23 protein-coding genes are annotated in these 24,863 nt (G+C 43.0%); 18 read left to right on the top strand and 5 right to left on the bottom strand.

Annotated elements, in window-relative coordinates:
• Nucleotides 1-2,557 (top strand): GA-like domain-containing protein (locus tag B0180_RS10170; RefSeq protein ID WP_167366936.1); only part of this gene is annotated, 2,557 nt, incomplete at its 5' end.
• 618 nt (nt 2,558-3,175) lie between these two features.
• On the opposite strand, the gene B0180_RS08110 is transcribed toward B0180_RS10170, so the two are convergent.
• A complete protein-coding gene (locus B0180_RS08110; RefSeq protein WP_078256457.1) occupies nt 3,176-4,084 on the bottom strand; it encodes a LysR family transcriptional regulator in 909 nt (302 codons plus the stop codon).
• A 174-nt stretch (nt 4,085-4,258) separates the two neighbouring features.
• Between B0180_RS08110 and B0180_RS08105 the strand changes: the two genes are divergently transcribed.
• From B0180_RS08105 to B0180_RS08085, 5 genes are all read left to right on the top strand, one after another.
• A complete protein-coding gene (locus B0180_RS08105; protein WP_078256456.1) occupies nt 4,259-4,669 on the top strand; it encodes a DoxX family protein in 411 nt (136 codons plus the stop codon).
• Between the two features lie 291 nt (nt 4,670-4,960).
• Entirely contained in the window at nt 4,961-5,506 is a 546-nt protein-coding gene (locus B0180_RS08100) for an NADPH-dependent FMN reductase (protein ID WP_078256455.1), read from the top strand.
• Between the two features lies 1 nt (nt 5,507).
• A complete protein-coding gene (locus B0180_RS08095) occupies nt 5,508-6,239 on the top strand; it encodes a YoaK family protein (protein ID WP_078256454.1) in 732 nt (243 codons plus the stop codon).
• Nucleotides 6,240-6,607: 368 nt separating this feature from the next.
• Nucleotides 6,608-7,267: an isochorismate family cysteine hydrolase YcaC gene (gene ycaC, locus B0180_RS08090; protein WP_078256453.1), complete on the top strand. Its 660-nt coding sequence runs from the start codon at nt 6,608-6,610 to the stop codon at nt 7,265-7,267.
• A 159-nt stretch (nt 7,268-7,426) separates the two neighbouring features.
• Nucleotides 7,427-9,052, top strand: coding sequence for a mechanosensitive ion channel family protein (locus tag B0180_RS08085; RefSeq protein ID WP_078256479.1), 1,626 nt, complete (start codon nt 7,427-7,429; stop codon nt 9,050-9,052).
• A gap of 226 nt (nt 9,053-9,278) precedes the next feature.
• Here B0180_RS08085 and B0180_RS08080 read toward each other — a convergent pair whose 3' ends face one another.
• Complete coding sequence (locus tag B0180_RS08080) at nt 9,279-10,676, bottom strand: MFS transporter (protein WP_078256452.1); 1,398 nt, start codon at nt 10,674-10,676, stop codon at nt 9,279-9,281.
• A gap of 17 nt (nt 10,677-10,693) precedes the next feature.
• On the bottom strand, nt 10,694-11,890 hold the full coding sequence (locus B0180_RS08075; RefSeq protein ID WP_078256451.1) for a M20 aminoacylase family protein: 1,197 nt from the start codon (nt 11,888-11,890) through the stop codon (nt 10,694-10,696).
• Between the two features lie 343 nt (nt 11,891-12,233).
• Here B0180_RS08075 and B0180_RS08070 point away from each other — a divergent pair, with 343 nt between their 5' ends.
• Together B0180_RS08070 and dusA are read left to right on the top strand one after the other, a co-directional pair.
• Nucleotides 12,234-13,034, top strand: coding sequence for a TatD family hydrolase (locus tag B0180_RS08070; RefSeq protein WP_078256450.1), 801 nt, complete (start codon nt 12,234-12,236; stop codon nt 13,032-13,034).
• 8 nt (nt 13,035-13,042) lie between these two features.
• Complete coding sequence (dusA, locus tag B0180_RS08065; RefSeq protein WP_078256449.1) at nt 13,043-14,008, top strand: tRNA dihydrouridine(20/20a) synthase DusA; 966 nt, start codon at nt 13,043-13,045, stop codon at nt 14,006-14,008.
• 31 nt (nt 14,009-14,039) lie between these two features.
• On the opposite strand, the gene B0180_RS08060 is transcribed toward dusA, so the two are convergent.
• Both B0180_RS08060 and B0180_RS08055 read right to left on the bottom strand, forming a co-directional pair.
• Nucleotides 14,040-14,807: a CPBP family intramembrane glutamic endopeptidase gene (locus tag B0180_RS08060; protein ID WP_078256448.1), complete on the bottom strand. Its 768-nt coding sequence runs from the start codon at nt 14,805-14,807 to the stop codon at nt 14,040-14,042.
• Nucleotides 14,808-14,810: 3 nt separating this feature from the next.
• Nucleotides 14,811-15,701 carry an alpha/beta fold hydrolase gene (locus B0180_RS08055; RefSeq protein WP_078256447.1) on the bottom strand — a complete coding sequence of 297 codons (891 nt, stop codon included), beginning with the start codon at nt 15,699-15,701 and terminating at the stop codon, nt 14,811-14,813.
• Nucleotides 15,702-15,967: 266 nt separating this feature from the next.
• On the opposite strand from B0180_RS08055, the gene glmM reads away from it, so the two are divergent.
• The 10 genes from glmM (at nt 15,968) to nuoE (ending at nt 24,856) form a co-directional block, all read left to right on the top strand.
• Complete coding sequence (gene glmM, locus B0180_RS08050) at nt 15,968-17,323, top strand: phosphoglucosamine mutase (RefSeq protein WP_078256446.1); 1,356 nt, start codon at nt 15,968-15,970, stop codon at nt 17,321-17,323.
• Nucleotides 17,324-17,377: 54 nt separating this feature from the next.
• Nucleotides 17,378-18,013 carry a pyridoxamine 5'-phosphate oxidase gene (gene pdxH / locus B0180_RS08045; protein WP_078256445.1) on the top strand — a complete coding sequence of 212 codons (636 nt, stop codon included), beginning with the start codon at nt 17,378-17,380 and terminating at the stop codon, nt 18,011-18,013.
• Between the two features lie 345 nt (nt 18,014-18,358).
• The gene (gene lolA, locus B0180_RS08040; protein WP_208609392.1) at nt 18,359-19,027 is read left to right on the top strand and encodes an outer membrane lipoprotein periplasmic chaperone LolA; all 669 of its coding nucleotides are present in this window, start codon (nt 18,359-18,361) and stop codon (nt 19,025-19,027) included.
• Between the two features lie 114 nt (nt 19,028-19,141).
• A complete protein-coding gene (locus tag B0180_RS08035; protein ID WP_167366935.1) occupies nt 19,142-19,789 on the top strand; it encodes a DUF305 domain-containing protein in 648 nt (215 codons plus the stop codon).
• A 127-nt stretch (nt 19,790-19,916) separates the two neighbouring features.
• Nucleotides 19,917-20,129 (top strand): heavy-metal-associated domain-containing protein, encoded by a 213-nt coding sequence (locus B0180_RS08030; protein WP_078256443.1) that lies wholly within the window; start codon nt 19,917-19,919, stop codon nt 20,127-20,129.
• Between the two features lie 179 nt (nt 20,130-20,308).
• Nucleotides 20,309-20,902, top strand: coding sequence for an NADH-quinone oxidoreductase subunit A (gene ndhC, locus B0180_RS08025; RefSeq protein ID WP_049236135.1), 594 nt, complete (start codon nt 20,309-20,311; stop codon nt 20,900-20,902).
• A gap of 202 nt (nt 20,903-21,104) precedes the next feature.
• The gene (locus B0180_RS08020; protein ID WP_049236134.1) at nt 21,105-21,776 is read left to right on the top strand and encodes a NuoB/complex I 20 kDa subunit family protein; all 672 of its coding nucleotides are present in this window, start codon (nt 21,105-21,107) and stop codon (nt 21,774-21,776) included.
• Nucleotides 21,777-21,873: 97 nt separating this feature from the next.
• A complete protein-coding gene (gene nuoC, locus B0180_RS08015) occupies nt 21,874-23,622 on the top strand; it encodes an NADH-quinone oxidoreductase subunit C/D (RefSeq protein ID WP_078256442.1) in 1,749 nt (582 codons plus the stop codon).
• A gap of 2 nt (nt 23,623-23,624) precedes the next feature.
• Nucleotides 23,625-24,200, top strand: a complete 576-nt coding sequence (locus B0180_RS08010) for a LysE family translocator (RefSeq protein WP_078256441.1) — start codon at nt 23,625-23,627, stop codon at nt 24,198-24,200.
• Nucleotides 24,201-24,346: 146 nt separating this feature from the next.
• A complete protein-coding gene (gene nuoE / locus B0180_RS08005) occupies nt 24,347-24,856 on the top strand; it encodes an NADH-quinone oxidoreductase subunit NuoE (protein ID WP_049236297.1) in 510 nt (169 codons plus the stop codon).
• Nucleotides 24,857-24,863 lie beyond the last annotated feature (7 nt).

Genomic DNA, 24,863 nt, shown 5'->3' with positions numbered 1-24,863 from the left:
CAACGATCGAAACGACAACGACATCGTCGATACGTTTGAAAAAGCCATAATTGATGAAATTTTGAGATATATTACAATTGGTCAAACTGCTCAAAAAAGTGCTCAAGCACATTTTGAAAAAATGTGGAGTGATGGCATTATCAGTCAAGATGAGACCCTATATATAGTGAAGCGTAATGTTGCAATTAAAGCTGCGACCGATGGTGCTAATGTTTTGCTTAAGCAGCTACCCGATAATGCTGAGAGTAATGGTGAGACCAAACAAAGCTTGCAAGAGAAAGTTAATGCTATTAATACGGTTGAAATACCTAAAGTCAATGACATTAATAATGATCGTAAGCTTGATACGCCTAAGGTGATATCACTTACCATTGATGCAGATAAAAATGCTAATAGACGCTTGGATTCACCTGAATGGTTAGCTTCAAAAGGCAAGACAAGCGTAACCATTAATTTGAGCAATGATGTGGGCCCTGGTGATCGCATTAGTTATCAAGTTGGTTCATCTGATATCGTTTCACGCAAATTGAGTTTAGATGAGATTGAAACTAAGAGAATTGTGATTTCCAATGTTGCCTTACCTGACCAAGAAGGTGGTGTACTGAAGGTTTGGGCGCACATTGATGTTAGCGATCGAACAGGTGTTAAGCTTGATAAACAGCCCATAGAGACCTCTATCATGTATGATATGGTGTCTAGCGCACCTGTTGGAAAAGATCAATTAGTGGAAACTATAGAGGATAGTGCATATCAATTTAGCCGTAATAGCTTTACTCTTGGTATGACTGATCCCATGGATTTTTATCCAAATAACTTTACAGGTATCACTATCGATTCTTTGGTGACTAGTGGCGAGTTATTCTTGGATAAAAATGGCGATGGTGTATTCAATCATACTGATACCCTTGTGCGTATTGGAGATGTCATTGCCTCTAGTGATTTAGCACAATTGACATATATCAGTGGTCAAAACTTTTCGGGTAAAGATTCATTTACCTTTAAAGTAATGGATGATGGCATCACCTCAAATGGTGGTTCTAATATTGCAGACAAAGCTAACACTATGTATATCAACATCAGCCCAAAAGTCGAAGCGAATACTAGCTTTACAATAGGCTCAAAGCTAATCAATGATGGCTCAGGTCAGGCTAATCCTAAAGGCACAGGTTGGTGGCAGACTGCGTATCAAATCACTCCTAAAGGCACACGTATAGAAAGTCAGGGTATCAAAGATCATGCTAAGATTGAAGACATTATTGAATCTTTCTTGCGAGGATCTGATACGCCTGTCAGAAATGAACAAGTGATGAGTGTAGAGCCGCAGTTATCGGGCTATAATTTTAATGCTAATAATTTTACAGTAACAAAAACTGGAGGTAATGCCAGCCTAAGCGATCTTGCCAAAAAACATTCTATTAATTCAGCGGGTGTTGAATCAGGTCAGGGTCAAAAGACCTCTGGTTTAGTTTACCTTAAAGAAGGTCAAACAGTAGTGTTTAGATATTTTGCTGATGATCATTTCCAAATTAATTTGGGGGGTAAGGTTGTAGTGCAAGACAAAGAGGCGTGGAATGGTACTCAGTCGAATGGCTACTTAGTTCAAGAATCTGGTTATTATACTGTAGAGATGTTTGTATATAATCGAACTAACGGAAACGGAACAGGTCAAGTTGGTGCTCAAGTTGTTGAGATGTCATTAGATAATGGCAGGACTTTTAAGAAAATCAGTACTGAGAATTTTGATTTATATAAGAATGCTGTCGACTTATTCAGTGACAACCACTTTATTAATCCTAAATTCAAACAAGCTGAGGGAGCAACAAATGACGGATACTATACTGCGCATCAATATACCAACATTGGTTATATTGACAATAAGACTCAAAAATCCAATGCCATTCAGTTGTCATTTAGTGTGCAATCAAATGATCGAGACGGTAGCGAGCAACTGGCTAATATGAAATTGTCCTTTGATAAAATAATCAATAAAGGCGTTGTATTATCCGATGGACTCCTATCCTATACTTTCAAAGGTAATGTGGGCGAAGAGATTGATGTTATGGGTTGGAATTTGGACAATCTAACTTTGGGTGCAGGAGTTAATGCTGGTGCTTATCAAGCGATCCTTAAAACTACCTGGCAAGACAGTGCCGAGCTTTATGATTGGAATGCTCAAACGCATTCCGTGATCGGTTCTAAAGATGTCATCGACACCAAAGAGATGCGCGACGCTTTTGATGTCAAGATTTATAACCCAGTCATTGATTTGGGGAATCGTGGCAATGAGATACAAATCACGTTGCAGGACTTGATAGACAATACCAGTTTAAATAAGCTATATATTACAGGTGGTAAAAGCGACACAGTTGACTTGGGTCGTAATGGCACACTGGGTAATCCTAGCAGTGGAGAATTATTTAAAGATTCTGAAAAATCAGGTTCTTGGCGTAAAGGTGTAGTGATTACAGATGAGTTTGGTGTTAAGTTCGATACTTATACGCATGATAACAATCGAGATGAAATCTTATATATCCAACAAGGTATTACAGTAATATAAACAATATTATTGAGTTATTTTTTGGGATAGTTTAATAAGATGAAATAAAAAATCGCTCATTATGGATAATGGGCGGTTTTTTATTAAGTTTTTAATTTGCAGCAAATATCATGTCAAGCATTAACCAACTGGCAATCACAGTTGGTTAGCAACGTTTATGTTTTGCTTGAGTGCTTTTAAGCTCTACTTTCATTCTGTCTAGTTCTTTCTTTATTTTATAAGTAATAAAAGAAAGAATGTAAATAATAAAAGCCATTAATATTAAAAGTTTCATGATATTATTCGCCTTGTTTTGATCAATATGATCATTATTTGCTTTTAGCTGTCTAGCGAAACAAGTAATATAACCAATAGTAACTAAAAAGTATCTTGATTTAAGCTTGAGTGATGCGTAGCAACAGATCTTTTAAGCACCGTTTGCTAATTTGTTCTCTTGCAAGCAAATTGTCGCGCCAAAGTTGGCTTGGAGATACTCTAAAAGATCAGCCGATTGATGATGGTGATTTTCGCATCAACCGCACTGTTAGACTTTGGCTTTCCTATCGAAAATCGCCAAAATGTATATATATGAGCATCTGATTGGTTGTTAATTCTAATATAATGGTTAAAGCACAATCATTATTCAATCTTATCCCAATACGGATCATCACCAAGCTCATCAATGATAAAATCAATAAACGAGCGGCAGCGCTGCGATAAGTGTCGATTTTGGGGATAGACCGCATAGGCGTTCAAGGAAGGTAGCTCATAGTCAGTCATCACAGGGATTAGCGCGCCTGATGCGATGGTTTGATAGGTCAAAAAGGTCGGCAAAAAAGCAATGCCATAACCCTTACACGCCATCTTGACCAAAAAATCACCATTATTTGCTTTAATTTTTGAGCTAAAATCAATGTGATGACTGTGCCCATGCCGATCCATCAGCTGTAAGCTGCTTTGTTTGCCCAAGCCATATTGCAAAAACTCATGCTGACCAAGCTCATCAATGGTTTTGGGCATGCCATGCTCTTGGATATAGGCGGGACTTGCACACAGGGCATAGCGGATCTTAGTCAAGCGTCTGGCTTGATAACTTGAGTTTTTAAGCTCACCAATACGAATCGCCAGCTCATAGCCTTCTTCGACCAAATCCACATGACGATCCGAAAAATCCAGCTCAAAATCTAAATAGGGGTGGCGTTTGGCATAATTATCAATGATATCGCTCAGATGCATCAAGCCAAATGATAATGGCGTGGTGATTCTGAGCGTACCTTCGATGCGGGCTTTGATGCCGCTGATTTGCTCATTTAAAATTTCTACATCGCCCAAAATATTGCGTGCTTGATCATAATAATGCCGACCTTGATCCGTCAGCGCCGAGCTGCGCGTATTACGGCTGATGAGCTGAACATTCAGGCGGCTTTCTAAGTCCTTGAGCCGCCGACTGAGTGCTGATTTTGCCATATTAAGCTGCTCTGAAGCCTTGGTAATGCTGCCTGCTTCGACGATGCGCACAAACAGCGCCATATCTTCTAATTGACCCATGTTGATACCCGATTTTTGATGCTTAATTGATCCAAAAAAAACTGTGCTAAATTTTATTGTTCTAAAATTAACAACTATAATTTGCAAATATGGGGGTTTACACAGCTTTAATCAACAATTAAAATACGCCCCACAACATTCAATCATTATATAAAACTTTTTAAGGAATTCATTATGAATCAAGTACAAAACTTCAGCGCACCGATCGGTCGTCTATTGTTGGTTGCCATCTTTATCTACTCAGGTATCGGCAAAATTAGCGGCTATGAAGCCACTCAAGGCTACATGGAGATGATGGGCGTGCCAGGCATCATGTTGCCACTGGTGATCATTTTGGAAGTATTGGGCGGTATCGCGATTTTGGTGGGCTTTAAGGCACGCTGGGTTGCGTTATTATTCGCAGGCTTTAGCATCCTATCGGCGCTAATCTTCCACCCATTTGGCGATCCTGAGCAACAAAATGACTTCATGAAAAATATTGCGATGGCAGGTGGCTTTTTGATGATCTTTGCGCACGGTCCTGGAGCGTTTTCATTTGATGAAGGCAAAGATGGTACTCGTCTACAGCATCATAACAGAGTTTAATCTTGGTATGCATCACGCCATCTTATGATTGGATTGGCGTGATCAGCCTAACTGGATGAACTGTGTCAAAGGTTTGCTTATTGGTTGAATGTGCGTGGCACAGGATTGATAAGCAAGCCTTTTTATTTTTTTGGGTTTTGATGGCATAATTTTTTGATTCTTGGTGGCGCTAAAGCATCTGTAAGCTGTGCTTTTTGTTATATCTCTTGTTGCATTTTGTATCAAATATCGCTTCAAAAGCATGTTAGAATAAGGTTTTTGATTTTATTTGATAAAAATTTTGGAGATCTTATGATAAAACCAGTGAAGCTTTCGGTGATTATTGGTAGCCTGCGCGAAAATTCAATCAATCGAATTTTTGCCAATTATATCAGTCAGCAGCTGCCCGATCATGTCACTGTTGAGGAGATCGTCATTCATGATCTGCCGCTGTATAACCAAGATTATGATCAACAATCCATCGAAAGCTATGATAGAGTGCGTCAGCAGATCCAAGCATCTGATGCCATTTTGATTGTCACGCCAGAGCATAATCGCACTTTGCCTGCGGCACTTAAAAATGTCATCGATATCGCTTCACGCCCACATGGTCAAAGCGTCTGGGCTGCCAAAAAAGTCGCTGTGGTGACAGCAGTACCAGGCACTTATGGTGGTAGAGAGTGTGGCATCGATGTGCGAAAAGTGATGCAGTCACTGTCCGCCAAAGTCATGATCACGCCTGAAGTGTATCTTAGCCGTGCCACCGAAAGTATCGAAGAAGGGCAGGTGACAAGCGACAGAACCAAAGAGTTTTTGGATGCATTTGCTGAAGCATTGGTTGAATTTATAGGGGGATAACATGAGTCAAAACGTCGAAGACAGTAAAGACGAAAGTAAAAAAATTGTAAAGCCAAGTGGAGGGTTTTGGAAGCGCTATGAAGCGTCGATTTTATTGACCTTGGTTGGTGGTGCGATTGATACCATTGGTTTTATTGCGCTGCTTGGCTTTTTTACCAACCACGTTACAGGAAACTTGGTGATGGCAGGTGCAGGCATTGTCAAAAGTGGCGATGACTTGTGGATTAAGCTTGGTGCTTTGCCAGTATTTATCTTGACTGTGGTGCTCACCAAGCGCTATATCGCTGTCAGACCAGCGGATAAGCCCATCTTAAGCGAGCTTTTATTTGCCGAAGTGCTGTTTTTGAGCGCATTTATGGCGGCGGCGCTGATCTTAGGTCCGTTTGAAGTGCGCGGTGCGTGGGAAGTAGGTATTACAGGATTTTTAGGTTTGATGGCGTTTGCGATTCGTAATACCGCGGGCAAAACCATCATGGGTAAAGTGCGCCCAACATTATTGATGACAGGTAACACCACACAGCTTGGGATTGATTTGTCAGATTACATTTTTAACCGCACGCAGTGTAATATGGAAAGCCTAAAATACAGCGCGGCGGTGGTGTTTACCTTTGCGTTTGGTGCGCTGATTGGTACGCTTTTATATTTGGCGATTGATTTTTGGTCTATTGGACCGTTCATTTTGCCAGTACTGTATTTGGCATTCAAAGCGCGCGACAAAGACTATCTATCTTGATGACTTGATGGTCAGCCAGTGTTGAGTTTAAGGACGCCATTTGGTGTCCTTTTATTCATAAAGTATTAATATTAACTAATCAATAAACTCTCAATTATTACCAAATTCTTAAAGGGCATACAAAGCCCAACGCTCATAAAGATCGCGCATACAAAAATTACAAAGCGCTTACTAAAAGTTCACCAAACTAATAAAGTGAATCCCAAGAACGGTGTTATCCTAAACCCAGTATCAACTGTTAATCACTTTTAGATCGCTATTCATGGACTTGGATCAGTCTAAAAATGCTAAACAGTAAATTCATTCAATGAGCGCATTGATACTGGGGAAATTGAACTCATTACGATAACTCATCAAAGGATAATGTTATGTTTAAATCTAAAAAACCAGACCTAAAAACGGATGACAATCTATATAATCGCCTTTCGGTAGATGACGCAGTCGTTTTATTTGTTGACCATCAAACTGGTCTGCAGACTCTATGCCGTGATATGCCAGCCAACGAATTTAAAAATAACGTACTTGCTTTGGCTAAAATCACCAAATATTTCAATTTACCAGCCATTATGACCACAAGCTTTGAAGAAGGTCCAAACGGTCCCTTGTTCCCAGAGCTTAAAGAAATGTTCAAAGATGCTGATTATATCGCACGCCCTGGTCAGATTAATGCTTGGGATAACGAAGACTTTGTTAAAGCCATTAAAAAAACTGGTCGTAAGCAGCTAGTTATTGCAGGTATCGTGACCGAAGTGTGCGTTGCATTCCCAGTATTATCTGCGCTTAAGCAAGGTTATGAAGTATTTGTAATCACCGATGCTTCAGGTACATTTAATGACATCAGCCGCAATGCCGCTTGGCTACGCATGCAGCAAGAAGGCGCGCAGCTACTGACTTGGTTTGCGATGGCAAATGAGCTACGCCGTGACTGGCGCGAAGACATGGAAGGCTACACACAGCTATTCTATGAAATCAGCACCGAGTATTCACCGCTTATCGATAGCTATAATGCTGTTAAAGATGCGAAATAAGCATCAAATTAAAATTTTAATTAAATTATAACATTCATTTAATCATGGTTTGGGTAAGGCAGTTACCCAAACCATACTTTTTTCTAATCATCCTTCAGATTATAATACCCTCTAAATCATATTTGATAAGACTCCACAATGGTGAATGGCGCTGCGACAATGGCTGATAAAATGGTTGATAAATTATCCTTGATGATCATTGGTGTGATGCTGTCATTGGTCATGACGGTCATGCCAAGTCATGCCACTACCGCCAAGCTATTATCAAACACTCAAGAAAAACCCGCTGAGATTTCCGTTGACAGCTTCGGGCGTGAGACGCCACGCGGCACGGTGCAAGGGCTTTTGCGCGCGATCGCGTCAGAAGACTACGAGCTTGCCGCCAACTATTTGGACGGACGATATTTAGCAAGCACCAAAACGCCCAACCGTGAAGTTGTTGAGCATTTGGTGATCGCACTGGATGCAGGGGGTAAGCTGTATCAAGACCTGCAAATTAGTGGCGTCAGCGAGGGCGATCTGTCTGATAATCTGCCAAGCGATATTGATAAAGTTGGCGAGCTTCGGCTGATGAACGACAACATCGATATTTTGCTCAATCGGCGTGTAAGCGAGGATGGCATGGTGTTTTGGCAAGTGTCATCGCAGACTTTGGCGGCATTACCCGAAAAGACCATCCACGCCCAAACCCTATCAGAGCGGCTCAAATTATCACAGCCAGGCACGCATAGCCAAACCAAGCATTGGCTTGAATTGGTGTCTCTTGGCATCTTGGTGATCGGGCTATATTTGGCGATCAATTTGGTGGTGTGGATGCTGTATTGGGTGAGTAAGTGGCTGTACACCACCATCCGTAAAAAGCGATTTCGGATTACGCCTAGTGTGATCATGCCGCTGTCTTTGGTATTTTTGGCGATGATCTTGCCTGAGGTGATGGTGCGCGTGGGCGTGCCTTTGACACTGCGCAGCTCATTTGGTCGCATCAAGGATATTGTGGCTTGGGGCGCAACGGCTTGGCTGATGCTACGCTTGCTTGACAGTGTATTTCGCCGTGCCGAAGCCAATTCACTCAAGCGCGGGCGTCCCGAACAAGTTTCGATTTTAAATCTACTTAGAAAAGTTGCCAAAGCCTTTATGGTGATCTTGGCGATCATTTTGATTTTTGGAAATCTTGGATTTGATTTGACCACAGGGATCGCAGCCTTAGGTGTCGGTGGTTTGGCACTTGCATTTGGCGCCCAAAAAACCATCGAAAATCTCATAGGCTCGGTCGTCGTGGTCGCTGACCGTCCTGTCCATGTGGGTGATTATTGTAAATTTGGCACCTATGAAGGCACGGTGATTGACATTGGCATCCGCTCAACGCGTATTCGCACGCTTAATCGTACCGTGGTTACCGTACCAAATGGCGAGTTTTCATCATTACAAATTGAGAACTTTACCGCAAGGGATATGTTTTATTTTTTGCATAATTTATTTATCAAGCGCACAGCGAGCCTGGCGGAAATTGAGCGTGCGGTGACTGATTTGCAAGCGTTTTTGGCAGCGCATCGATTGACGAATTATGAATGGAATCAAGTTTGGATCAAAGAGCTGCGCCAAGACTGCTATGTGATTGAGATGCGTGCTTATATCGATGCTGATGGTGCGCAGGATTTTTATGCCAAGCAAACCTTGCTGATTTTGGAAGTTCTAAAATTCTTGGAGGATTATCACATTGAGCATGCCATGCCATCGCAAGCCATCACCATCACCAAAAACAACAAGAACAAGACAGGTTTTTAAATGAACAAATCGAATTATAATTTATTTAAGAATAAGTACCTTAATTATATGTGATACTCTATTGGTTAGACTGTAACGATGGCTTTATATTTACTTAAGAATCATGGGGTTGGGCATTTAGATCAAACCAATGGACCATTCAAGATTGATATCAGCCCTTCCCGCTATTCAACAGGACATATCATTATGTCCTGTTTTTTATGTATTGTTATGAGTGAATAAAAGCTTAAACTGCGCAATATCCACTCTTAGAAGCCCTTGGAATTACTATTAGAACGGCTAAAGTTGCTAAAAATCCAAATAAAAACATTGTATAAAGGGCGTATTGTGCCGCTAAATGGACATCAACATCTCTAAACATACTAAAAATAGTGGCACCAGTTGCGATGCCGAAAGATGCACCAAGGGCGCTCGCCATCTTAAAGACGCCGGCGGCAATACCTGCTTTATTTAGAGGCACATTCACCATTGCACAATCAGCTGCAGGCGTTGAATAACAGCCTAGGCCAAAGCCAAGCACTGCAAATGAAACGAATACCCACCACATATAAGTTTCGTGAGACAAAAAGGTCATGGATAGCCCTAGAGCACCGAGTGCTGCCATTGAAGTGCCAAGCCACATTGGTGTTTTATAACCCAATTTTTGAAGTAATTTTTCACTAACACGAATCATGATAATGACCATGGTAACGAAACCTAAGGATTTTACCCCTGCTTGAAATGAGCTAAGTCCATGACCTTTTTGTAAATAAGTATTGACAATAATGATTGTACCTGCCGTGCAGTTTAAGAAAAAGTTTGACAAACAGGCGCCACTATAGCCTCGACTTTTAAATAAAGAAAAATCCAAAAAGGCTTGATGTTTTAATCGCATTTCTGTACGGAAAAATATCACACCCATAATTAATGTTGTAATTAGCATCAATATACTAAAGCTGTGTGTTAAGCCTAATTTAAATCCTTTGGTAATGAGTAAGTTTAAAGCCAATAGCCCCAATACGCAACTGAACAAGCCTACATAGTCATAGCGCGTAGTATTGACATCGTTGGATTTACTCTCCGGAGTACCTTTAATCAATAACACGCCTATCACTGAAATTAGAATAGATAATAAAAATATACTTTTCCAGCCCATGCTTGTAGCAATAGCGCCACCCACAAAAGAAGATAAACCAGAACCACCAAATGAACCAATAGACCAAAAACTAAACGCGCGCTGCCTTTCAGAGCCCTGGTAATAATTTTTAATAATGGATAAAGTAGCTGGCATAATGCATGCAGAAGATAAACCTTGCAAAACTCGTCCAATCCCAAAGTTGAATACGTTTGTACTAAAATATAACACCAAACAGGCCATGATGTTTAATGCGAAACCAATATAAGTTAAACGCATTCTACCAAAACGATCAGCCAAACTTCCCATTAGAATAATAAAACAGCCAGAAAACAAGGAACCTAAGCTGATCACTGCATTGAGAGAAGTGTCACTCATGTTTAAATCTTGCTGGATAGAAGGTACAACATTAAACATTGACTGATAAAACAACCAAAATGTTAATACGCCAAGTACCATGCCGGCCAACAACTTGTCGTTGCCATGAAATGTTGAAGTATTTGTTGCCATAAAATCCCTTTTTATAATTATTTCAAGTAATTTTCTACTAAATTACAAAAATAAGCACCTGCTGGAGCAATGATATCATCATTGAAATCGTATGCAGGATTATGCACCATGTATGCATCTGGCCCTCCGCCGTTGCCAATAAGGCAATAGCTTCCATTAAGATTTGCTTCTAGCATAAAAGCAAAATCTTCGCTACCCATCAGAGGTAAAATATCTGTATGGACTTTATCTGCTCCAACCAGACCCTGTGCGACTTTTATTGCAAATTCGGTTGCATCTTTACCATTTATCAGGGGCGGGCAATTATTAATATGCTCAATGTGAGCGGTGGCACCAAAACTTTTTGCTTGATAGTTGGTTACTTCATCAATTCGCTCTAACACCCTTTTTCTAACATTAGTATCTAAAGTACGGACGCTTAATTTTAACAACGCACTATCGTTGACAACATTTGGAGCATTACCGGAACTTAACTGTCCTACGGTGATTACGGCTTGCTCAAGCGGACCAACATTGCGAGATACGATGCTTTGTAGGGCTACGACAAGATAGCATGCTATTACTGTTGCATCAATCCCATGCTCGGGCACTGCACCATGACTACCAGTGCCTTTAATATGAATGTGTAAAGTATCAGAAGATGCCATCATCGGTCCTGGCTTAAAATAAAATTCACCTGTTTTTAAACGTGGCATATTATGCATTGAAAAAATTACATCGCAGGGGAATCTATCAAACAATCCGTCCTCTAACATGACTTTTCCGCCATACAAGAACTCTTCAGCAGGTTGAAAAATTAGATGAACTGTGCCATTAAAATTTTTGGTTTTAGCAAGTTGTTTGGCGCAGGCTAATAAAATGGTACTATGTCCATCATGACCGCAGCCATGGAATTTTCCTGCCACTTGACTTTGATAGGTTTTATTGGTGTTTTCTTGAATAGGGAGTGCATCCATGTCTGCACGTAAACCAATTGCTTTATTACTATCCCCATTTTTTAACGTGGCTACAATACCAGTTTTGGCAAGACCACGATGTACAGCGTAGCCCCACTGGGTTAGCAGATCAGCAATCAGATCTGATGTTTGCTTTTCTTCAAATCCTAACTCAGGATTTTTATGGATGGTGTGGCGAATATTACAAAAAAAATCATGATCTTTTTTAATAGATATAGAGTGTTCATGATTAGTAAAAATGGGATTTGTTAGTGACATACCTGTTCCTCTTTAACTTCCTTATAAATTAGTTTAAAAAAATAAAAATTAATCTATCTATTAATATAGTAGCTTAACGGGGTTTATAGATTTAAACTCAAAAAAATTTTAAATCAACGTTCGCTAGCTGTCAACTATATTGCAATAGTTATTTATACCTCTTAAACGATTTTGCAGATAACATCGCGAATAATTATCGATTTAATATTGTCAAAATGATGTACTTGATAATTGTGCTATAATAGCCGCTCTATTATCGTAATTATCCAAATCGTATAGTGATTTAACTGCTTTTTTTTAATCTGCCAAATTATAAAAGTTATTTAAAATTTAAGAGACATCCATGTACACAGACAGCCACGCGCACTTAACTTATCTTAAGCTTGATAAACATGCTCATGAGCCCGACAATCTGCTCAAAGCCATGTATGATGCGGGGGTCAGTCGTACGATGGCGATCATGTGTCAGCTGTCTGAATACGATGACATCCGCGCTTGGGTGGATCGCTCATCGGCTCAGATGACGCCTGATATTGGCATGAGTGTGGGGATTCATCCTTGTCAAGATGAAGGTATGCTGGCCGGCATCACTCCTGATGCGCTGCTGTCGCTTGATAATGAAAAAGTTTGGGCATTTGGCGAGACGGGGCTTGATTATTATTGGGATAGCGATAAACAATCTGCCCAAAAACACAGTTTCGCTGCGCATATCCACGCCGGTAAAATCGCCAAAAAACCCATCATCGTGCACACGCGCAGTGCCTATGATGATACACTTGATGTACTAGCAGCTGAGCGCTGCGAGCATGGGATTATCCACTGCTTTACCGAAGATTATGCCTTTGCTAAGCGCGCCTTGGACATGGGGCTGTATATTTCGTTGTCTGGGATTGTCAGTTTTAATAAATCACAAGCACTCAGAGATGTCGCCGCTAAGCTGCCTTTAGATAGGGTCCTGATTGAGACGGACAGCCCATATTTGGCACCTGTACCGAAGCGTGGACGAGATAATGAGCCAACTTTTGTGCCTTATGTGGCTGAAGCCTTATCCAAAGTTTATCAAAAACCTGCCGAAGAGATTGGTCAAATCACAAGCGCTAATTTTGTGAATTTGGTCAATCAATACAAAACCATTATCCAGTAATTTAGCTTATGATGACCAATAAACGCATCAGCCTTGCGCCGATGATTGATTACACCACGATGGATTTTAGAGCGTTTGCCAGGCTTTTTAATCCTTATATATATCTGTACACCGAAATGATCAGTACAAGCGCGATCTTGAAAGGCGATGCCGCTCATGTGCTCAGATGCCACGGCAGTGAAAACCCTGTTGTCCTACAGCTGGGCGGCTCAAACCCTGACGAGATGGCAAAAGCGGTGGCTGTCGCTGAGCAAATCGGCGCTTATGATGAATATAATATCAATGTCGGCTGCCCTTCGGATAGGGTTCAGCATAATAAAATTGGCGCCTGCCTGATGGCAGAGCCGCAGACAGTAGCTGACATGGTGTGCGCCATGAAAAATCACACGGATAAGCCTGTCACTGCCAAACATCGTATCGGCATCGATCATTTTGACAGTTATGAGTTTATGCGCGATTTTGTAGAGACCGTGGCTGAAGCAGGTTGCACTCATTTTATTGCTCATGCGCGCATCGCTTGGCTACAAGGACTTTCTCCCAAACAAAACCGTGAAATCCCACCGCTGAGATACGAGGACGTGTATCGGCTCAAGCAAGAATTTCCTGAGCTGACCATTGAGATTAATGGCGGTATTGATCATTTGGCTGCCATTCGCGAGCATTTGACGCAGGTTGATGGTGTGATGGTGGGGCGCGCGTTTTATCATAATCCGTATCTGATGGCAGAATGTCATCACCTGTGGGGCAGTCAGCCGCCAAGTCGCCGTCAGGTTTTTGAAAATCTTATGGTATATCTCAAGCAGCGCGCTGATGAAGGTGCAAATCTTGCGACAGTGACGCGTCATTATTTGGGATTATTTCAAGGATTGAGCGGCGCGCGGCGCTGGCGTCAGGACTTAAGCGGTAAATCTTCGCTCACGCTTGATGAGATTTATCAGGCAGGTGAGCGAGTTTTGTCCCAAAATGATCAATAATGTGTTTATAACTGACACTATCAAAAATCCGCTAAGTAAAAATCATCAACAGCAGCACCAAGCTGTTATTGACGCTGTGCAGTAACATGGGGGCAAAAACTGACTGAGTGCGGATGCGTGCGTAGCATAACGCCAGCGAAATTGCCACCATCATGATCAGATCGATATAGTTATATTGAAAATGTAATATCGCAAAAATGCCACTGGATAACAGACTGATGGCGATTTGAATGGATTGCGGATGCGTGAAAAAGGGGCTAAACATATCTTCGCCCAAGCGCCAAAATAGACCGCGGCAAATGAGCTCTTCATAGACAGGTGCGCAGATGAGCACAAGCAGCGCAAATAGCCACATCGGCGTGCTTTGATCCACCAGCTGTGCTGCGTCCATTGATGGAGCAGGCTTGAGCCAATCGCTCAGCTGTGCAACCACCCAGCTTGATAACGCGATGCTTGCCAAGAGTACTGCAAGCGCCCCCAAAAATGACCTGAGACGCATCGGCTCAAAGCCAAAATAATGCCGCCAAAATTTGACAGCTTGAGTTTGGTCATTGGTCAATTGCCTGATGCGCAAGTATTGCCAAATCAAAATCAGCCATGCCAACGACACCGCTGTCAGCACCAGTGACATGATGGTCAAGGTATTGTCAGCGGTAAAAGACGCCACCGACGAATCGGCAATCATTTTGAGTAAAAAATACCACCCATTTTGAAAAACAAAAATACTGCCAACCACAGCAACGATCAAAAAGATGGCTGTGATTGGCGTATATCTTGGCAGCGGCTGAGAGTTGGGCATGATTTACAGCTGATCGATGATGGTGTTTAGGATATCTTCGGCAGTTTGCTCGGGATGCTCAAGTGGAAACATGTGCGAACCTGCGACATAGCACACAGGAATGTCAAACTTTTTATAAGCATCTTGGTATGAGCCGATTTTGGTGAAATGGCTGTCTTGACCTGCAATCAAAGTCATCGGCTTGGTCGCCGAGATCGATTTTAGCCAATACAATGAAGGAATGGTACGAAAAATCGACACTTCCACAGACTTTGGAATGCTTAGCGTGTATTTACCATCAGCGGTCGGCTCAAAGCCGTATTGAATGTAATTATTAAAACTGCGCTCATCAAAAGGGGCAAACAGTGCTTTTTGTCGTAAAGATTGATACGCATCTTCTCGGCTGTCATAGGTATCTTTACGGCGTTTAGATTTATGGGCAGGCGATAATCTATCAATCAGCCGATGGCGAAATTTGGGGATGCGCCCAATTTGCCGATCAATCAATTTGGCAAGATGATAAGACAGCGCATTACGCGTGGTGATCAAAGATGGATCTAATAAAATCGCTTGACTGATCGGCTTGGGATTGGCAAGTAATGTCTGCATGGTCGTCATCGCACCCACCGAGTGCCCAACCGCCACCAATGTCGGCACGCCATGCTCGCGGCAGGCATCATCGATGCTATCACCCACTTGGCGCGTCAGGCTTTGCCAGTGATTATCGACTGGATAGCTGGGATGTGTGCCTAGTTTATCGATTGACACGATGGTAAAGTGTTCGGCAAGTTTATCAAGCATCGGCTGATAAGTCGGCGTAGGGACACCGTTGGCATGCACAAAATGTAGGACAGGTTTGCCAGTTTTTATAGATTTGGGCAATTGATCTAGCTGATTAATATTGGCGATTGTCATATCATTATCCTAAAACAGTTATCAAAAAATGACTCAATATTCAATTTATAAAGCATACATGACTTTGGGTCAATTTGCTAGCGCTTGTTTTGTGATCTTATTTGTCAAATAGACGACAAATTCACCCAGTTGTCATCATTCATTTTCTTTTTGAATGTGCTATAATTTTATGGATGATGGCTATAGTCATCATAAAGACAAGGGGCGTCAAGACTGCGTTAGGTAAGCGGCATCGGCGCTATAATACATTGTGATAAGGATTGATGATGAGCTATTTTGGTACAGATGGTATTCGAGGGGAGTTTGGAGTTTTTCCAATTACCCCGGATTTTTTGCTGCGCTTGGGTTTTGGTGCGGGGCGAGTTTTGGTTGAAAAATCACCAAATAAGCGCCCAAGCGTATTGATCGGCAAGGATACGCGTCTGTCAGGCTATGTCATCGAAGCGGCACTGCAGGCGGGCTTTAATGCGGCGGGCGTTGATGTTTATATGCTTGGACCATTGCCCACGCCTGCGATTGCGCATTTGGTCAAAAGCTTCCATGCCGACATGGGCGTGGTGATCTCAGCGTCGCATAATCCGTACCAAGATAATGGTGTGAAATTCTTCAGTCATGAAGGCAAAAAAATCTCTGACGATATGCAAAATGCCATCAATGCCGAACTTGATAACTTGGTCGGTGATACGGATGCTCGCATGGCGCGCTTGGCAGGCATTAAATCAGACGCCATCGGCAAAAATCACCGTGTCGCCGATGCCAAAGGCAGATATATCGAATACTGTAAAGGCAGTTTCCCTTATCATTTTAATTTATCCCATCTAAAAATCGTCGTCGATTGTGCTAATGGCGCAGGCTACAGCGCAGCACCTCGAGTACTCAAAGAGCTTGGCGCACAAGTCATCGCCATTCATAATACCCCTGATGGCGTCAATATCAATGATCATTGTGGCTCGACGCATCCTGAAGTCATTCAAGCGGCGGTGCGTGAGCATGGCGCAGATGTGGGCATTGCATTGGATGGCGATGGCGATCGCATTATCATGACCGATGAGCAAGGTAATATCGTGGATGGGGACGGGATCTTATATATACTTGCCAAGCATCTTAAGCCTGCAGGCGTGGTTGGCACTTTGATGAGTAATGTGGCGCTTGAGCTGGCTTTGGCTGATCAGGGGATAGATTTTCATCGTGCCAAAGTGGGCGATCGCTATGTCATGCAAGACTTAGAAGAGCGCGGCTGGTCCATCGGCGGTGAGCCATCGGGGCATATTTTATGTTTGGATAAAAGCCGTACAGGGGATGCGATTGTGGCAGGCTTACAGGTGCTCAGCTGCATGGCAGAAACAGGCAAGGCGCTCAGCGAATTGATCCAAGGGTACACGCCATTTCCCCAAAAGCTGATCAATGTGCGCCTATCTCAAATGAGCGACCCTTATGCCAATGAAGAACTCAAAGCCATCTTCGATGAAGCAGAAAAATCACTTTTGGGTCAAGGGCGCTTGCTGATCCGCAAGTCAGGCACCGAGCCTGTCATCCGTGTGATGGTTGAGCACCAAGACGAAAGTAGCTGCCAAACCTTAGCAGAAAAATTAGCCGCAGAAGTCAAGCGCGTACTGACTTAATAACTGATGAAATCGTGACGATGTGTCACTTTATTATATCTTAGGAGACCGATTGTGGATTTGACAGATCATAGACAATCCTACGAAAAACATAGTTTGGCTGATGCAGGGCTGCCAAATGATCCATTTGATTTGTTTCGAGCGTGGTTTGATGAAGCGGTCGATGCCAAGCTGCCCGAACCTTATGCGATGAGTTTGGCAACATGCGGCGCGGATGGTCGCCCAAGTGTTCGTATTGTGCTGATGCGTGAGCTGACTGATCAAGGCGTGGTGTTTTATACCAATTATGACAGTGCCAAGGGTCAAGATCTTGCCGATAATCCCAATGCTGAAGTGCTGTTTTTTTGGCAAGGGCTTGAGCGCCAAGTCCGTTTAGGCGGTCAAATGAAAAAGATTTCTAGCGAAAAATCTGCGGCTTATTTTGCCAAGCGCCCACGCGAAAGCCAGTTGGGTGCTTGGGTGAGTCAGCCCCAAAGTGGCGTGGTGGATAGCCGCCAAACCATGGAAGATAAGTTTGTAGAACTTGATCAGCGTTTTGGCGAATCTGTACCGCACCCAAGCTTTTGGGGTGGGTATGAGCTGATCGTTGATCGCGCTGAATTTTGGCAAGGGCGTCTTGGGCGTATGCACGACCGCATGACATACACCAAACACGGTGAGTCTTGGCAAATTCAGCGTCTTTTGCCATAAGCCAGTTTGATATTTTAGCCTGTCAAAATCACAAATTTTGGCAGGCTTTTGCTTAAAATGACAAAATTTTTGCATGAATTTTGAGTAATTTAAATCAATTTTGTCAAAATGATGCCATCAGAATGTCATGATTTGTTACAAATACAGCATTCTTCATGATTTTGGGCAACTTTTGTGCTCAAATCTGCCAATTTTCAAGTGGGCAGTAACAATCAGGTGCGTTCCTTTGCATTTTTTATGTAGATTGCAACACGGTAATTTGGCAAAATGCATCAAACATTCATGAGCAACTTAAATTTTAGATCAATGACGCGTTTTTTGTCATTTAATTTATGAGGGAAAATTATGACGACTTCAACCATCAAAGCTATGGCGATCAAAGCACTTATAGCAGCGGCAACGGTGACGGCTGCCACAGTGCCTATGGCACTGGCAACCACCGCTCACGCTGCGGCAGCTTCTCAGCAAACCGCTGCCAAAAATTTAAATAATCAGCTTGTGGGCATTCGCTCAATGACAGCGAATTTTAGCCAAACCACAAAAGCAGGCAACAAGACCACCAATTTTACAGGCTCTATGAGTGTTCAGCGCCAAAATCAGTTCCGCTGGGAAACCAAATCACCAGCCGAGCAGCTGATTGTGGCTAATGGCAGCACCATGTGGATTTATGATAAAGATTTGCAGCAAGCCACCCGCCAGTCGGTCAGCAATCAAGTGGGCGAGACTCCAGCGCTGCTGCTGTCAGGCGATCCTAGCCAAATTAGCCAAAACTTTAATGTCAGCCAGCCTAATGCCAATAAAAATTACTTCGTATTGACGCCCAAATCAAGTAGCGCCAATTTCAAAAGCTTGTCTTTGAGCTTTAATGGTGGTCGTCCTGTGATGATGGTGCTTCATGATGCTATCGGTCAGACCACCACCATTCGCTTTAGCAACATTTCTTTGAATAAAAAATTGGCGGCAGCGCAGTTTAATTTTACACCGCCAAACGGTGTCGATGTCATCAGCCAGTAATCTGTATGACTATGAGCATCAGGCGCTTATGATGCGTCTGATGCTCATAGCGATCCTAGATCGGCGGTGGGGTGTATCACTATGATCAATCAGCGATCAAAATGTAAGCAAACTGTGATCAAAGCTGTAAAGTATCTATTCATTGGCTCTGTGATGGCAGGCGGTCTCACTGGCTGTAGCCAAACTGATGAGCCATCTGGTACCATCAAGCAGTCACGCCCCAACAAATTTAGCGATGACTACCACCAAAGCTATGCTCAAATCATCCAAGAGTTGGGGCAGACTATCCAAAACCAAAGCCTTAGTACTGACATTAACCATCAGTTTGTCAGCACCATGCTCAATCATCAGCAAGCTGCCGTCATGATGGCGTATGTTCAGCTTAAATTTGGGTCGGATAAGCAAGCACTAAATATCGCTCAGCGTAGCATAGACATACAACAAGCACAAATGGCATGGATGAGACAGTGGCTCGCCAATGATGCCCTGACGCATGAGCGGACTGAGCAGTCACCACATTTGGCTTTTAATGGCTATGAATCTTATGATACCCAAACGCTGATAACAGCCGCCAACTCCCAAACGGCGGATAAAGTGTTTATTCATCTGATGCAGATGCATCAGCTGCAAGCCATTCATATGGCTGAGCAAGCGCTCGAGATGGGGCTGGATGCAGAAGTCGCCGCCTTGGCAGAAGATATTATCATCACTCAAACGACCGAATTAAAAGCCCTGCAAAATTGGCTACATGATGCTGACTGAATTTTATAAGACTAAAATTTTTAAACTCAAGCGAAAAAATAGACGCTTGGGTTTTTATTTTGCTTAAGGCTGATATGACAACTGTGTTATACTTTGATGACTTTTTAGTACAGGATAAGGATGCGCTATGAAAAAAAATGAGATCCAGATCGAGGGTATGACTTGTAGCGGCTGTGTCAGCAGCGTCCAAAAAGCTTTGCAAGCGGTGGCTGGCGTGGAGGCGATCTCTGTTAGCCTTGAAGATGGCTTGGCAGTGGTGGTATATGATGAGTCAGCCTGTGATGCCGAAGCGATCATTGAGGCGATCGAAGAGGCGGGTTTTGACGCGCAGGTGGTTTAGCCCAACCATGCTACTTTAGAATGTTTGGATGACTTTTTTACATAGTATTTGCTAAAAAAATCATACCATAATAATTTGAAATAATTTCTTGGGATAAATTCATTGCTAAAATGATGTAATTTTGTAAAGTGTGTTATAATACCGCCATTTTACAAAATTGAGATCACATAGAGGTGATTATGTTAGCCAATTGGTCAGCGATTGCATTTTTGCTAGCCGCCGTAGGGCTGGTTGTTTTTATGTTGGTAGTGCCACGTCTCCTTGGCGGGCGTTCATCAGGGTCTCAAAAGCAAGAAACCTTTGAAGCAGGGGTGGTGTCTGCTGGTTCGGCGCGCATTCGTTTATCTGCTAAATTCTATTTGGTCGCCATTTTCTTTGTCATTTTTGATTTAGAAGCATTGTTCTTATATGCTTATGCAGTCAGTGTGCGCGAAGTGAATTGGTATGGATTTACCGCGGCGGCAATCTTCATTGCCATTCTGTTTGTCGGTCTGATCTATGAGCTGCGTTTGGGCGCGATGAATTGGGCACCTGCCGATAAGCGTCAGAAAAAACCACGCATCCTAAGCCGTCCTGATAACTTTGATTTGGCTGCCATTACAGCTTTTAATGGTATCGATGAGCTGCATACCGATCCTACTGGCAAAGTCCCTGCCCAATCTTCAGGACGCATCAATGTTTCTAATGACATTGAAAAAAACAAAGCACATATGGCAAATATCGACCATATCAACACCACAGGTCGCGTCACCACCCAAGATTTTAACTCATAATAACACTGTCAATTTATTGACAGTGTTATTGGCATGGATGATTTTTGACTGATAAGGAAGCGCTGATGACAATAACAGGGTACAATATTGATTGGCTATCTGCCATGCTTGCCATCACCTTTATGATAAATGGTCATTTGGCTGAATCCAAAAAACCAAATGCTAAAATAATGCCAGTTTGTTAACCAGCAAGATTAAGACTATGAAATACACTCTCACCAAGCCAAATCAAAATACTGAGCAATATCCACAACAAAGCCGTGAGATCATCGATGACATCACGCAAGCTGAAGTGGATAAAAATGTCTTTATGGCGAAGCTGTCTGATTTGACGCATGCCGCGGCTAATTGGGGGCGCAAAAACTCCTTATGGCCGTTTAACTTTGGTACCAGCTGCTGTTATGTAGAATATGCCACAACCTTGACGGGTGTGCATGATTTATCGCGTTTTGGTGCGGAAGTGATTCGTGCATCACCGCGTCAAGCGGATGTGATGATTGTGGCGGGAACGTGTTTTGTTAAGATGGCACCTGTTATTCTCAGACTTTATGAGCAAATGCTAGAACCCAAATGGGTCATCTCCATGGGGGCGTGTGCCAACTCAGGCGGTATGTATGACATTTATTCGGTGGTGCAGGGCGTGGATAAGATTTTGCCTGTGGACGTTTATATCCCCGGCTGTCCGCCGCGCCCTGAAGCGGTCATTCAGGCATTGATGCTGCTCCAAGATTCTATCACGCATGAACGCCGCCCGCTGGGCATTCATCTGGATGAACAAGGCATCATCCAGCCTGTGATGACACCTGAACGAGACCGTAAAATGGCTGACCGCATCGCTACGGTGAATCTGCGTAGCCAAGATGATGCGTTTTAAGCGGCTTTAATTAACGTCATCACTTATCTATGGCTGAGTAAATAAAAATTTCAAAAACGCGTAAATTTTTATACTTTTAAAAAATTGGTAAATACGAATGAGCATAAATCACACTCACGATTTTGGCGTGTTGGAAGAATTGACCGCAAAAAACCACGCTTATATCACACAGGCTACGGCGGACGGCATTCCCACCATTTGGGTTGAACCGAGTGTGGTTTTGGATGTGCTATTAACGCTGCGCACGCTGCCCAAGCCTTTTGTGATGTTGGTGGATTTATCCGCTATGGATGAGCGTTTGCGTCAGCACCGCCATGGTTTGCCTGACAGTGATTTTACCGTCTTTTATCATCTGATGAGCTTGGAGCGAAACTCTGACATTCGTGTCAAAGTCGCCTTAAAAGAAGGTGAGTATATTCCAAGTGCGACCAAAATTTATCCCAATGCCAACTGGTATGAGCGAGAAGTGTGGGACATGTTTGGGGTGGTGTTTGACGGACACCCGCATTTGACACGCATTTTATTGCCTAAATACTGGGAAGGGCATCCTTTGCGTAAAGAATACCACGCACGCGCCACTGAATTTACGCCGTATTTTTTGAACACCGCCAAACAGCAATTTGAACAAGAAAACTTACGCTTTGTGCCCGAAGAGTGGGGCATGAAACGCTCTGGGCGTGATGAAGACTTTATGTTCCTAAACATCGGACCTAACCACCCGTCCGCACACGGGGCGTTTCGTTTGGTGTTGCAGTTAGACGGCGAAGAAATCATTGACTGCATTCCTGATATTGGCTACCACCACCGTGGGGCGGAAAAAATGGCGGAGCGTCAGACGTGGCATTCGTTCATTCCTTATACCGACCGCATTGACTATTTGGGCGGCGTGATGAATGAGCTGCCCTACATCATGGCGGTGGAAAAATTGGCAGGCATTACCACTCCTGAGCGAGCGAATGTCATTCGTATCATGATGAGTGAGTTTTTTAGGATTACCAATAACTTGCTTTATTGGGGAACGTTCATCCAAGACGCAGGCGGTATGACGCCAGTGTTTTATATGTTTGCCGACCGTCAAAAGGCGTATGATGTCATTGAAGCGGTTACGGGCTATCGTATGCACCCAGCGTGGTTTAGAATTGGTGGGACGGCACATGATTTGCCCAATGGTTGGGAGCGTTTGGTGCGTGAGTTTTTGGACTGGATGCCAAAACGCATTGATGAATACTATAAAGCCACGATGACCAACACCGTCTTAAAAGGACGCACGCAAGCGGTCGCCCAATATGATGCCAAACAGGCTTTGGCGTGGGGAGTTACTGGGGCGGGTCTGCGAGCTACTGGCATTGACTTTGATTTACGTAAGGCTCGTCCATATTTGGGCTATGAAAACTTTGACTTTGAGATTCCGGTGTTCTATAACGGTGATGCTTATGATAGATGTTTGGTGAAGATAGAAGAGATTCGCCAAAGCTTGCGTATCATTGAGCAGTGTCTAAATAATATGCCAAGCGGAGCGTACAAAGCAGAGCATCCCTTGGCAGTACCACCACCAAAAGACCGCACACTACAAGACATCGAAACGCTTATCAACCACTTTGTGTCCGTATCATGGGGTCCCGTGATGCCTGCTGGTGAGTCGGCGTGTATGGTAGAAGGCGTCAAAGGGCTAAACAGCTACTATGTCACGTCCGATAACTCAACCATGAGCTATCGTACACGTATCCGTACGCCGACTTTTGCTCATTTGCAGCAGATGCCTAGCGTTATCAATGGTTCGCTAGTGTCCGATGCGATTATTTATTTGGCGAGTATTGATATTGTCATGGCAGATTGTGATAGGTAGACGTGATTGATGTTGTTGTACTGCTTGGCTTTATAAGTTCAGTGGTGCTATTTTTATCCACGCCAGGTCCTGTAACTGTCATGGTGGCAAACAACAGCTCAAAACAAGGATTTTTGGCGGGCGTTTTGACGATTGCAGGGACAAATGCGGCATCTTTGGTGCTTATTGCCATATCGTTTTTGGTCTTGTATGGAGTGTTGGTTGTTAGTGAAACGATGTTGACATGGTTTGGTTTGTTTGGTGCTTTGTATTTGCCGTATTTTGCCTTACAAGTGATTAAAGACAGTTTTTATGCCACATCCTTATCATTGGATAAAGCACAGACCAATAAAAAGCTGTTAGCGGTTTATTTTAAACAAGGGTTTTTGGTAGGAATAAGCAATCCCAAAGACGTGCTATTTTTTATGGCGTTTTTCCCATTATTTTTTGGCATCAGTGAAAATATCAGCCTTGCCATGATGATATTAACTTTAACATGGGTAATATTAGATTATGGTATTTTGTCATTATATGGTGTGATATTTGCTAAGATAAAAATCCGACCTTTATTGCTTGGGTGGGAAGAGTATCAGGGCTGATATTACTATGCGTGGCGGTGTTTGGTGTATATAAGACAGTTGTTTTGTTGGCAAATTAGTTGGTCAGTTTGACTGTGGTTATCAAAATCAAGTTTTGATGTATAAAATTTAAAAATTTAGGCGATAAGCAAACAATGGTGCTGTAGATGAAAATTGTAACCGATAAAACCCCCAAAGTAGATGTCAATGCCATCTTAACGGCGGAAGAAATTGCAGGAATTGATGAGTACATTCATCATTATCCACAGCCACGTGCAGCGGTGCTCGATGCGCTAAAGCTAGTCCAAAAGCGTAACGGCTGGGTCGATGACGCCCAAGTCGCCGCCATCGCCAATATGCTGTCTATCGCTGTGACGGATGTGGAGGGCGTGGCGACATTTTTTAACCGCATCTATCGCAGCCCAGTGGGTCGCCATGTGATTTTGATTTGTGATTCGATTGCGTGTTATTTGACGGGTTATGAGGCTTTGTCGGACGAATTTAAACGCACCTTGGGCATTGACTTTGGGCAGACAACCCCTGATGGCAGATTTACCTTGCTGCCGATTTGCTGCTTGGGTAATTGCGATAAAGGCACCAGTATTTTGATTGATGAAGATACTTATGGGTCGGTCACACCACAGGATGTGCCATTGTTATTGGAGCAATATCTATGACAACCAA

The sequence above is a fragment of the Moraxella canis genome (assembly GCF_002014965.1).
In the GTDB taxonomy this organism is placed as follows: domain Bacteria; phylum Pseudomonadota; class Gammaproteobacteria; order Pseudomonadales; family Moraxellaceae; genus Moraxella; species Moraxella canis.
Note: the sequence above shows the minus strand (reverse complement) of the source record. Positions and strands in the feature narration are given on the sequence as shown.